Annotated in this window: 9 protein-coding genes and 1 tRNA gene; 3 read left to right on the top strand and 7 right to left on the bottom strand. The window is 56.8% G+C overall.

Annotated features, from left to right (window positions below; translation table 11 throughout):
* The first annotated feature begins 473 nt into the window (after positions 1–473).
* Complete coding sequence (locus tag SLT36_RS11965) at positions 474–3,014, top strand: NB-ARC domain-containing protein (RefSeq protein ID WP_432287677.1); 2,541 nt, start codon at positions 474–476, stop codon at positions 3,012–3,014.
* 100 nt (positions 3,015–3,114) lie between these two features.
* Here the strand turns inward: SLT36_RS11965 and SLT36_RS11960 are convergent, their stop codons facing one another.
* From SLT36_RS11960 to SLT36_RS11940, 5 genes are all read right to left on the bottom strand, one after another.
* Positions 3,115–4,011: a hypothetical protein gene (locus SLT36_RS11960; protein WP_432287675.1), complete on the bottom strand. Its 897-nt coding sequence runs from the start codon at positions 4,009–4,011 to the stop codon at positions 3,115–3,117.
* Positions 4,012–4,287: 276 nt separating this feature from the next.
* Entirely contained in the window at positions 4,288–4,917 is a 630-nt protein-coding gene (locus tag SLT36_RS11955; RefSeq protein WP_432287674.1) for a hypothetical protein, read from the bottom strand.
* A 343-nt stretch (positions 4,918–5,260) separates the two neighbouring features.
* Entirely contained in the window at positions 5,261–6,205 is a 945-nt protein-coding gene (locus SLT36_RS11950; protein WP_432287672.1) for a hypothetical protein, read from the bottom strand.
* 99 nt (positions 6,206–6,304) lie between these two features.
* Entirely contained in the window at positions 6,305–7,489 is a 1,185-nt protein-coding gene (locus SLT36_RS11945; RefSeq protein ID WP_432287670.1) for a tyrosine-type recombinase/integrase, read from the bottom strand.
* Between the two features lie 176 nt (positions 7,490–7,665).
* Positions 7,666–7,741, bottom strand: a tRNA-Ile gene (locus tag SLT36_RS11940).
* 136 nt (positions 7,742–7,877) lie between these two features.
* Here SLT36_RS11940 and SLT36_RS11935 point away from each other — a divergent pair.
* Positions 7,878–8,591 carry an SIMPL domain-containing protein gene (locus tag SLT36_RS11935; RefSeq protein ID WP_432287668.1) on the top strand — a complete coding sequence of 238 codons (714 nt, stop codon included), beginning with the start codon at positions 7,878–7,880 and terminating at the stop codon, positions 8,589–8,591.
* Positions 8,592–8,815: 224 nt separating this feature from the next.
* Here the strand turns inward: SLT36_RS11935 and SLT36_RS11930 are convergent, their stop codons facing one another.
* The gene (locus SLT36_RS11930; protein WP_432287666.1) at positions 8,816–9,220 is read right to left on the bottom strand and encodes a hypothetical protein; all 405 of its coding nucleotides are present in this window, start codon (positions 9,218–9,220) and stop codon (positions 8,816–8,818) included.
* A gap of 232 nt (positions 9,221–9,452) precedes the next feature.
* Positions 9,453–9,899: a YcgN family cysteine cluster protein gene (locus SLT36_RS11925; RefSeq protein WP_432287664.1), complete on the bottom strand. Its 447-nt coding sequence runs from the start codon at positions 9,897–9,899 to the stop codon at positions 9,453–9,455.
* A gap of 202 nt (positions 9,900–10,101) precedes the next feature.
* Here SLT36_RS11925 and SLT36_RS11920 point away from each other — a divergent pair, with 202 nt between their 5' ends.
* Positions 10,102–12,096 carry an OmpA family protein gene (locus tag SLT36_RS11920; RefSeq protein WP_432287662.1) on the top strand — a complete coding sequence of 665 codons (1,995 nt, stop codon included), beginning with the start codon at positions 10,102–10,104 and terminating at the stop codon, positions 12,094–12,096.
* Positions 12,097–12,293 lie beyond the last annotated feature (197 nt).

Raw genomic sequence — 12,293 nt, 5'->3', positions numbered from 1 at the left:
GCTGCTGCCTCAAACCTGCGATTGCCTTCATGCTCATGCCGCCCACCACCTATGCCCCGGCATGGCAATTCGCCATCCGAACACCGTTAATATATAGGAATATTTTCCTCCTGTCAAGTGCCTGAGGTGAAAAAGGCTCACCTCACAGGCGTGGGGAGCATTAGCGCGGACTGCCGAGCGCCTTCCCGTCATCCGAAATAGGTTTCGCCAATGTCATGACACGACCGCATTGCTGCCGTTCAGGGGCCTTCTGTCGCCAACTGAAACCTGCCATTCGTTTGATCCCCCCACGAACGAGAGACCGCCTACCTTGAGGACACGCGTAGCAAGAGCATCGCCCGCACTTCGTGGTTGCTGTGTCTTGGCCATAAGTGATTCCGCGTTGAACCTGCGAACTATCACTAGTTTCGGTACCTAGTAGTTGACTCAATTACTTTGGTGAGATTCATCTAGCCTGGCGGGGGGATACGAAGTTGATTCATCTGGAAATTGAGCGAAATATCGCCGAACTGCACAAAAGTGGCTGCTTGGACGAAACCGTGTTCAAGGCGCTCGTTCCCGGCGGCGCACCTCACGACTTTGAAGGTTTTCAGTTCGATTATAAATTCTTCATCCGGCCAGAGCAGGCAAAGGATGACGAAGATCATATCGCCGATCTCGTTCGCGATTTCGTCTCATTCTACAATTCTATGGGGGGCTACATCCTTTTGCTCTTCCCATTAGCCACACAGTCCAACGTCGAGAAATTCGTTATCGACAATGATAAAATAAATCAACTCACTGGAACTTACGTTGGAAAACCGATCGGTATTAAAGCATATAGCGGAATTGCTGCTGTAGAGGGAGTAGATCGAAAATTCATTCTTCTCTACATACCAAAACGACGCGGAAGCGAAAAGCCTCGACCATTTGTCCGCAATAGTCGCAACATTGGTGCTGCTGAAAAGCAGAAATTCATCATTAAAAAAGGTGACATTTACTGTAGGTACGAACATGAGTGCCGTGCAGCAAACGACGATGTCGAACTGCTAACGTTCCTTTTTTCCGAGCGTGAACCGTCAGTCGCCTCATTATTTTCGACGAAGATTGAGAATAATCTTCCACCCAGAGATCCAAACCTCATTCAGTTTGTTGGCCGGAAAGCCTACCTCGAGTCACTTTGGCAGTGGATAAGTGAACCAAGACGGCCGATTAAGGTCCTGACCGCCGCCGGCGGCCTGGGAAAGACCACGGTCGCCTACGAATTCGCCACCCAGATCCTAGACAGACCAGGCTCTGGGTTTGAAAAAATCGTCTGGCTTTCGGGCAAGAAGGTTACCTTTGCATCATTGCTTGGAAGGATGGTATCAACGACGCGTTGCGACTTTGAGAATGTGGCTCAGCTCTTGGATAACCTGCTTTTACAGGTGGGCTCTCCGACGGAGGTTATTCAGCAAGCCTCGGATATCGAGGATAAAATCTCGCTCTGTATAGAGGCGTTCTCAAGCCTCTCAGTCCTACTCATTGTTGATGATGTCGATTCCCTTCCACGAGATGAGCAGAACGATCTCTACTCAACAATCTCGCAGATTATAATCGCCGCAAATGTCCAGAACGATAACAGCAGAGTTCTGTTCACATCGCGTCTTGAACTCCTAACCGGCCGAGAACAACGCATCGCAATGCAAGGGTTCGAGGGGGTTGATTTTAACGACTACATTTCCGTCAATGTCGCGTATCTCATAGCAGACGAAAAGCAGGCAAAGCGGATACTCGACAACAGAACTAAGATTTTAAGCGCTTCGGCTGGTTCACCAATCTTCATTACCTCAATAATTCGATTGGTATCATTGGGGCACGAACTCAGCCAGGCGGTATCTGATTGGCGAGGGAAAAACGGTGAGCAGATAAGAGCATTTGCGTTCGAACGGGAGATAGACCAGCTTACCGTAACGCAGAGAGAAATACTCTACGCGATGCAGTTGCTGTCGCGTGCTCGCGTCGATGAAATCAAAGAGATCTGCGAACTTTCTTCTGTCGAACTAGAGACAGACTTGGCTGCATTGAAAGATTATCATCTATATGCGACCAAAGGCGATACAGCCTCGGGCACTGTTCTAGAGGTACCAGAGCCTATCCGTCTCATGCATGACGTCACGAGAGGAAAAATTCCTGATGACCGCCGCAAACTGATCGAACGGGCATGCCTATCAGCAAAATCCAGCAGTGAGGACCCGGCCAGATATATCGCTCTGACTATCTCCCAAACTGTTCGCCATTGGAAAAATGGAGATTATGACGTAGCAGAAGCGTACCTGACAGGTGAAATACAGAAAAACAGCAAAATCGGAGAGTTTTACTGCTTACGAGCTCGTACGCGTCTCTCCATGACATCACGCAAGCCCGAACAGATCGAGAGCGACTTTGAACAAGCTGAGAAATATGGCTGTAATCCATTTGATCTACTGAAATACTGGTTTATTTTCAAACTTCGGAACAGCGATTGGCGCGGCCTTTATCGTCTGCACAAAAGGAAGTCCTCTATCTCTGAATCTTTTCCAGTGTTCAATTGCTGTCGGGTAATGGCGGCGATCCGAATTGCTGACAGGATTATTGATCGCGCTCCAGCGGAAGCGCGAGAATACTATTCTGAAGCTCTTAAAGCGGCATCAGAGTACATCGCATCTGGCAAAAGTATGGGATATTTCCATCAACTTAGAGCTTTGATGAACGAGGCAGCCATAGGACACGTAAAAAGCCTCCGGAAGGACCGGAACTTCAATGATCCCGATCTGCAAATTTTCAGGTTTGTGGCCTCATGTCTTGATTTTCACTTGGCACCGACCTTCCTCGTACGAATCGGTCTTACAAGCTTGGAGAAATGGATCACCGACGGCGCGCACGGCAGAGAGATCCAGCGTCAACGGAGTACGATTATCGATGACATTGACAGGGTATCTCGATACCTCAGCGCTCAAAATAAGGTGCGCTTCGCTTTGACCGCAGAATGTGAGCGTATCCGAGCAAACGTCTAGCATTTGTTGGCCAGCGCAAAAGCTTTCGTTAATGTGTGGGCCACCCCAAAGACCGCTTTCGCAACTAGGCCGACCAGAAGCGGTCGGGCAGGAAACCACCCTAAGCGGACTTTGCGTATCCTGATACCAAACCGATCAGGCACTCAGTGACGTCGTTCAACTCCATGATAACCTGCCGCGCATGAGCCTGCGCGCTTGCCCAGATGGCAGCCCCCTCGCCACCAGAGAAGCACAGCATGGGGATTGTCCTTTCGCCCACAACCTTGAGCATCTTGGCTGCATCACCCTTCCGAAGAGGCCGCTTTCGCTGTTTCCACTTGCCAGTCAAAGGCGTTGTGAATTCGCCTGTCTCTTCGTTCATTTCCTCCCGCTTGGCTGGATAAACGCGATATTCCCTCACCTGCCCCTTAAGCATGTAGACAATCTTTGACGCCACGCTTTCAGCGCTAAGGCTTCGTTTGTCAGCCGGTTTTCCGCCGGGAAGGAGAGCGTCGTAATCTCGATTGACAGCCTGCACGACGGCCTTCAACGAGCTCTCGTCGCACCCCCAGATGACGGCATGCACATGCCAAGACACCGTCGCACCGGGAACTCCAGGAACAGAGCTGTAGTTACTGTAATATGCCGCCTCCACGATGCCGATGTAGTGGAACCCTCCCAACAGGCCCCCTGCCCAGCTCTTGATCGTCTCCTGGTCGAAGCCGGCAGCTTCCTCCAACGGCACCGCGAACTCCTTTGGCGAGAGCGTTAGGAAAAAGAATTTGCTTGCCGCCGATACCGCGTCAGAAGCCCCAAACGTTTTCAGTGTGGCACGCAAGAATTCGATCCGTGCCTGGCTATTGGACGCTCGGAGCTCTTGTGCACCGCCCCGCGTCCAGCTTTCGACTACGACGTCATCTACCAGCCGACGTCCCCACTTGGTGAGCGCGTATTCCCGCAGTTGCCGATCCAATCCTTCATGCTCATCGATGAAAGTGGCGAGTGTCGGAAGTGCCATTGCTAAGGCGTCCCCTGTTGGGCATCTCGTATTGAGGTGATGATTGGTTGAAAACGGCCTCAGCCGGTCAGCTAGGTGTCGCTTAAAGCGACACCCTGCCAACGTCGGCATCTCAACACAGGTGCGAGCTAGTCGTAGGCAGTTTGCGGTCGCTGTGTCTGGCGCAGTAGCCTATCTTGCGAGTATGCGTACATCTACAGTTCACAGCACACTCTCATGCGCAGTACCGGGTGAAGCGCAAATCAACTACCGTGTACACTTCACCCGAAAATTGTATTACACAATAATATTGGGGTTCTTATTCTTTACTCTTATCAATTTTGCTTCGATCAGCAGCCCGTCAGTCTTTCCAATATGGATACGGAAAGTCCGGCGATCGCCTGAACGGAGCCCCGAAAGCAACTTAGCCGAGCGTTCGTCCGGAAACTGAACCGTGAGCACAGTTGGCGCTTGAGGCACTCGATTGCGAAGCGCCTTTTCACGACTCAGCGCTTCAATGCCACGCTCCTCCAGTCTTTCCGCTACTTCGGCTGCCGGAACCTTTTCGTCGAACAGGACCTGCAGCGCACTGGATAGCTTGGTGACCCGCTTGGTGGCCGCAAGCTTGTCTTCCTTTTCAGAGGGAAACCCGACGGCAAAACGCACAGCGAAACGCAGTGCCTCCGATCGATCGGTGTCCTTTGGTCTCGCGGGAAAGTCGGTCCATTCCGCATTTCGGCAAAAGGTCATCCACTCATCTGGATCGGCACAGAGACGCATCGCGCTGTTGTATACCTTCGCTAATTCATCATGGAGGTGCTTTCGGTGCTGGCCTTCCATGCTGCTGAACGCCAGTCGAACAGCCAGCAACTCCTCAATCGCACTCACTTTTTGTGGCTTCTCGCTTGGTAACTTTTGCTTCGCCATCTTACGCGCTCCACTTCACGGGGTCAGCGATCAGCGCGTTGATGTCCGACAAACGCCAGCACGTCGTGCGAGGCCCCAACTTTACGGGTGCCGGGTAGCGTCCTGAACTTACGCCCGCCCACCAAGTCGATTTGCTGACTGGTATTGGGCCATTCGGCGCAATGACAGAATGGAGCCGCAAAAGACGGTCCGAATTTGGAAGGTTTCTGTGTGGCATGTTGCTCACTCCGTTGTTAACGAGCACAACATGCCGAACTCAAGCGGCGTATATGATCCTGCTTGTCTCTACACCATATAACTATCTGTAATTATACGATATTTTTGACTTTTTATAATGCCTGTCTCACCTAAGCGGAAATTCAGGCATCACGAGCCTCGCCCAAGCCCGCCGATCTAGATTCCGCCTGAATCGCCCGCAATAGCTTTCCGCCACCCTAAAGAACTCAGCTACTTGGCTGGAGATGCCCAAGAGGTTGTCGAGATGTTCGTCCAAACAACTCCCTTCGAGCGGCAAATGCCAGTCGATACCTACGTCAGCTTCGGCACAAAGGAAGGGAAGAGTGGGCGCAAATTCTTTCCAAAGCGAAGCAAATTGGGACGGCGCAATTGAGATTCCACTCAGCGCATCGCCAGATGCAAAAATCCCTTCAATCTTGTTGATGCTTGTGGGCCGATTTGCATCGCTAGCGTCCAAGAAGTTGCGCCCAATGGCCCGCAAGATGTCTCGATCTGTGTATTTTGTCCCATAATGGGCGAAATACCCATGCTCACCACTAACCACCGTGTCATCGGCACTGGATAATTGTCGAAGAAGGCCGACCGATATGAACCGGGACAACGCAGCTTTGATATCCACTCCCAATAAATCGAATGTTATCTGGTCATTGAGGTGTCCAATGCGGGTCGCAGCCAGCGACAAGGTTCTTGCACACCGGTTTTCTTGAGATCGCGGGAACACAAGCCACGCACTAAAGTTCATCGCAGAAACTACCGTCTCCCAATCCATCCGCTGCGTGGAAAGAAGCAAGTCGATGGATCGGTTGACGTCACTCAGATCCTGAGTGTCCTCCCTTTTCGCACGAGGCTTTTTTCGTTCGGTCGAGAGCCAACGGTACAAAGTAGATCGTGAGATACCATGATGCGCGGCAAAATCCTCGACGTTCGGCCAATCGCCGGGAACCCCTGTTTCCTCTTCTTGCCGAATGATCCTATCAATTTCATCCTGAAGTTCTCGATAGGCCGCCAAGATTTTGGACCGATCCGCGGCGCTGTAGTTTCCCTGTTTCACGCTACGTTCCTTTGCCCGAAAAATCCGACCGTACATTTGCCAGGACATAGCTTTTGGGCTGCCTCTGCTTGCAACTTTTCTGGTATCCTGCCCAAGTAGCTATGAGCCATTCTTTTCCAAGAAGGCCGACCACCATTCAAGCATCTCGCGCCGGTCAGACAGCCATTCCGCAGAATTATAAGCTGCTCGGACATCATTTCGTTCGACGTGCGCTAATTGCCGTTCAATCCAATCACGGTTGAAGCCTTGTTCGTTGAGAACTGTGCTCGCAGTTCCCCGGAATCCATGCACCGTGGCTCGAGAATGATAGCCCATTCGATAAAGTGCATAGAGTAGAGTATTTTCAGAAATTACTCCGTTCTTGGTCGGGGCAGGTAAAAGGGAAGGGCTGTTTCCTGCGAGCTCCTTAAGCTCCCGCAACAACAGCCGCACCGAGTTAGTGATTGGAACAAGGTGCTCGGCGCGCGCCTTCATGCGCTCGGCAGGGATTCGCCACAACGCCATAGGCCCGTCTAAATTTTCAAATTCGGACCAACGACCGAAACGCACTTCGCTTGTGCGCAGAAAGGTATGCGCAATCAGCTTCAGGGCAAGGACGGTGGTTCGGTCGCCGTCATACGTACTGAGCTTTGCGAAGAAATCCGCCAATTCGACCGACTTCAGCGAGGCGCGATGCTTCTTCGGGGGAGCAGTTTTCAGTGCTCCGCGTATATCTTGAGATGGGTCGCGTGTCGCAAGCCCAATCGCCACCGCGTACCGGAAGACCTGCCCCGAAATCTGCAGCATGCGCCGTGCCAGAACGATGGCGCCGCGCCTCTCAATCGAACGGATGGCATCCAGCAGTTCTGGAGGTTCGATTTCACGAACGGGTCGGGTGCCGAGTTTTGGAAACAGATCGGCCTCCATGCGGCTCCAGAGGCGCGATGAGTAGGCTTCCGACCATCCTATTGCCCGCGCCTCAAACCACTCTGTAGCGACAGCTTGAAAGTGGTTCGCAGCAGCCAATCTGGCGAGCCGTTTATCTTTCTTTTTCTGCTCTCCAGGATCGACCCCGTGTGCGAGCTGTTCCTTCGCAAGGTCTCGACGGCGACGAGCTTCTTTCAGTCCGATGATCGGATACTTGCCAAGAGCAAGCGTCTTTTGTTTCCCATCAAATCGATACGCCAGCCGCCAGAGCTTCCCGCCGGACGGCTGTACAAGCAGAAAAAGCCCTCCTCCATCGCTCAGTTTGGTGGGCTTCAAAGGAGAAACAGCGTTCTTGCAGGAGGTATCAGTCAGCGGCATGTGTTGGTACTTTTTAGCGAGGCAACGAAACCACCAACACAAGTACCAACAAATTTGCTGTATGTCATACTATCTCGCTGGACTATCCAACACGACGTGAGACGCCGTAATACCCTGATAACACGCCAATAAATGGGCTTCCAAGCACAAAGCTGGACAATCCTGCACGATTATAATGGTGGGCCCGGAGGGACTCGAACCCCCAACCAAGCGGTTATGAGCCGCCGGCTCTAACCATTGAGCTACAGGCCCCACACGCGGGCTGGATAGTCAGTTTTGCGCTCTGGCACAAGCCATCTTCGTGCATCTGTTGCGCGCTGCCGCAATCCACCCATAATCCGCCCCTATCTGACACTCCTGAAGGGCTCAGGACAACGGAGATTATATTATGAATCGCAAATACATGGCGCTTGCACTTGCAGCGGCACTGACACTTCCCGCCGCTGCCGCCCGCGCCGATAGCGAACCGTCGCCACGCATCATCGTGACGGGTGAGGGCGAAGCCTCGGTGGCGCCCGATCTGGCTCTGTTGTCGCTGTCGGTGATGCGCGAGGCCAAGACCGCCCGCGAGGCGCTCGACGCCAACAACGAAGCAATGGCTGCCGTGATCGCCGCGATGAAGGCAGCGGGTGTCGCCGACCGCGACCTGCAGACCGCCGGCATCCAGATCCAGCCGCGCTACAACTACACCAACAAGCCCGATGGCTCGCAGGATGCCGAACTCGTCGCCTACCAGGTGATCAACACCTTGTCGGTGCGCGTCCGCGACATCGCCAAGACAGGCGAGGTTCTCGACAAGGCCGTCTCCCTCGGCGTCAACCAGGGCGGCGGCATCACCTTCACCAACGAGAAGCCGGAAGGCGTTATCACCGAGGCGCGCAAGCTTGCGGTGGCCGACGCCATCGCCAAGGCGAAGGTGCTGGCCGAGGCCGCCGGCGTCAAGGTCGGCAAGGTGCTCGAGATCACCGACCAGTCCTATGCCCCGCCGCCAATGCCGATGCAGGCCAAGTCGTTCGACCGCGCAGCCGGCGCAGCACCGGTCGAGGCCGGCGAAAACGCCTACCGCGTCCAGGTCAACGTCACCTTCGAACTGAAGAACTGACGATCTGAGATTGGACGCCCTGCCGCGCGTTCGGAAGCGCGGCAGGATCGGGCAAACGGATCGCATCCAGGCAGTCCGACACCCAAACAGCTGGAAAGAATATGAAAAACCCCGGAGGCAAGGCCTCCGGGGTTTTGTTTGGAGCCACCACCCTTCCCCGAGAGGAAAGGGGCTCCCGCTACTGCGATCGGGCGTACCCGACGCTGTTCAGGTCGCGTTTCGACTTACCAGCGGACGACCGGGCAGTTCGGGGCGCGGGCGAAGGTGATCGCGACGCGCTCGCCATATTTGCGGCCGCTCACCGTGATCGAGCGACGGTTGACATCGACGATGCGGGCGCGGCGCAGGCCCATGCGCTCGGCCTTGTCGACAGCGCGGTCAGGCGAGCAGGCGCGGTCCCAGCGGCCACCGGGGCGACCCCAGCGATTGTCGTGGCGGCTGTCCCAGCGGCCGCCATTGTCCCAACCGCCATTGCGGTTGTCGCGGTCCTGAATGTAGACGCCGACATTCGGCGAGCCCTGGCCAAGATTTAGGTAAAGGCCGTCGGCCTGTGCGGTCGCAGGAATGGCGGCCAGCGTGCTGAAGCCGATGACGGCGGAAAGGGCCGCGATCTTGATCTTGTCGAACATTGTGTCTTCTCCTTGAACTCGAGGCGTCAGGCCATTTCTGCCTGAGCGATGGGCAGACAATGCGCCACCCAAGCTGAACCGTTTTCGAACCATGCATTCATTTTCGGTTCATCTAGCAAATTGTTGATTTTAATGATTATTTCTTACGCTACGCAACAAGGCGTGAGCCGCTTCGTGGCCCCGGGCACGGCCAATGAAGGTCTCGGCAGCAAGGCGGCGCGTTGATCGGCGCTTACGGCTCTTCGTCGAGCATGTGGTCGAAATAGTCTTCCGGCTCGGCCATGTCGTCCTCGGAGGCGGTCAGCTTGCCGCGCACTGAAATGCCGGCCTCGTGCACCGTCTCGCGGCTGCCGGAGACGAGGTGGTGCCACCAGTAAAGATCATGCCCCTCGGCGACCAGACGATAGGCGCAGGTGCTGGGAAGCCAGGAGATGGTGCGCACGTTCTCAGGCGTCAGCCCGACACAGTCCGGCACGCGCGCGAGACGGTTGGTATAGTCGGCGCAGCGGCAGGTCTCGCCGTCGAACAGGCGGCAGCCCACACTGGTCCAGTAGATCTCGCCGGTATCCTCGTCCTCGAGCTTGGACAGGCAGCATTTGCCGCAGCCGTCGCAGAGCTGTTCCCACTGGGTCGGGCTCATCGCCTCCAGCGGCGTCGTTTTCCAATAGGCATCGTCCATGGCAGGCATTTGGCCCCGATGCAAAGGCGCGTCAAGCTGCTCCGCGCATTCATCGCCAGTTCAGCGAAACCACGATATTGCCATGTTGCTGTCGGGCAATCGCCCCGATGCGATGCGACTTCGGCGGCAAGCGGAACCATAACCGGTTCCATCTGTTTGGGCCGGGACGGGACCAAAGTTCATTTCGAGGAGATTTCCAACGATGAAACGCCAACCACGGATTCTCGCAGGCACGGCAATCGGCCTGTTCATGGCATCCGCGCCGTTGGGCGCCATGCCGCTGCCGAACGGAACGCTGGCTGAAGCAGGTGCAACGCTGCCGCTCATCCGCGTCCAGTCCGACTGCCAGGAAGGCGAATCGGCGGAAGCGTGTGCTGCGCGCCAGGGCGGCGGTCAGCAGGCCCCTGCCCCCGAGGCACAGCCCGAGCCTGCCCCGCAGCCGGAGCCCCAGCCAGAACCGCAGCCGCAGGCCGAACAGCCGGCGCCACAGGCCGAACAGCCGGCACCGCAGGCGGAAGAGCCCGCCCCCAAGCGCAAGAAGCGCGAGCCCGCTGCCGAACAACAGCAGCAGGAAGAGCCGCAGGCCGAACAGCCCGCTGCCGAGCCGGAGGCAACGCCCCAGCCCGAGCCGCAGGCTGAAGAGCCGGCGCCGAAGAAGCGCAAGCAGAAGGAGCAGGCTCCAGCCGCCGAGGAACCAGCCGCGACGCCCGAGGTAGCGCCTCAGCCAGAGGCCCAACCCGAGCAGAAACCCCAGGCCGAACAGCCTGCCGAGCAGCCGGCGGAGAAGCCTGCCGAGGCGACACCGGAACAGGTTCCCACCCCTGCACCGTCGCCCGAAACCACCGCTCCGGCAGGCGAAGCGCCCGCCCAGGCCGAACAGCCTGCCACACAGCAGCCCTCGACCGAGCAGCCCGCATCGGGCGAACAGCCGGCATCAGGAGAGCAGCCTGCGACGGGCGAGCAGCCCCAGCAGCCTGCGACGGGCGAGCAGCCGGCGACGGGTGAACAGCCGCAACAACCTGCCCAGCAGGGCGAGGCAAACCAGCCGCCGGTGAACCCCAACGAGGCGCCGATCCTCGACAGCCAGAAGGAAACACCGCCCGCCCAGGCTGGTGGCCAGCAGCCGGCTGCCGAAGGCCAGCCCGCACAGCCGTCCACCGAAGGTGGCCAGCAGACGGCGCAGCCGGTGCCGGTCGACCCGGGCCCGCCGCCGGTCGACGACAAGACGGCTGCCGAAGCGGCCCAGCCCGTCGAGATCCAGGCCGTTACCGCCGAAAAGGGCACCCGCATCGAAAAGATGCCCGAGGTCGACCTGCGCCGCAGGCCGCGTCCTGAAGGCACCGAAGTGGTGCGCGAGATCGGCGACCGCGTGATCATCCAGATCAACAACCAGATCATCGTCGAGAGCAATGACCGTCCGCGCATCACCCGTGACGCCCAGGACGTCTATTACGAGGAGCTGCCGCGCGGTCGTACCCGCGAGGTCATCATCCGCGACAACGGCAACCAGATCATCACCATTCGCAACCGCTATGGCGACATCGTGCAGCGCTCGCGCATCACGCCCGATGGCCGCGAATATGTGCTGAGCTATGTCGACGACCGCTATTACGAGGAGATGGACGAGTGGCGCGATCCGGGTCTCGACCTGCCGCCGCTGCAGCTCCACATTCCGCGCAACGAGTACATTCTCGACGCGCAATATGTCGAGGATGACGACGCCTATTACGACTTCCTCGAACGTCCTCCTGTGGAACGCGTCAAGCGGCTCTATTCGGTCGACGAGGTCAAGCGTTCGGCCCGTGTCCGCGACATCGCCCGGCGCGTCGATCTCGACACGCTGAGCTTCGAGTTCGGCTCGGCCTCGATCCCCGAGAGCGAGATCGCCAAGCTCGAGGGCGTCGCCAACGCCATGGAGAAGCTGCTTAAAAAGAATCCGGCCGAAACCTTCCTCATCGAGGGCCACACCGACGCCGTCGGTTCCGATGTCGCCAATCTGGCGCTCTCGGATCGCCGCGCCGAGGCTGTGGCGGACGCGCTTACAAACGTCTTCGGCATCCAGCCGGAGAACCTGTCGACGCAGGGTTATGGCGAGCGTTACCTCAAGGTGAAGTCGCAGAAGCCGGAGCGCGAAAACCGCCGCGTCGCCATCCGCCGCATCACCCCGCTGGTGGCGCCGATCGCCAGCGCCAACTAGCGCCCGACGTCACAACAACGAGACCCGCCCCGCGCATTGCAGGGCGGGTCTGTGCCCGCCAAAGCATCCTTTTCGGACATGAAATCGCCGGTAACAATCACGCGATCACCCGGTTTTGGCCATTGAATCGCTGGATTTTGATGCCACTTTGTGGATGACGTGGTTCCCTGCCCCGTCCCATCTCCGGCGTTTCAGGA

It is taken from the genome of Aminobacter sp. BA135 (assembly GCF_050859125.1).
Classification (GTDB): Bacteria; Pseudomonadota; Alphaproteobacteria; order Rhizobiales; family Rhizobiaceae; genus Aminobacter; species Aminobacter ciceronei.
The sequence above is the reverse complement of the archived record's forward strand: the minus strand, read 5'-3'. Positions and strand labels throughout refer to the sequence as shown.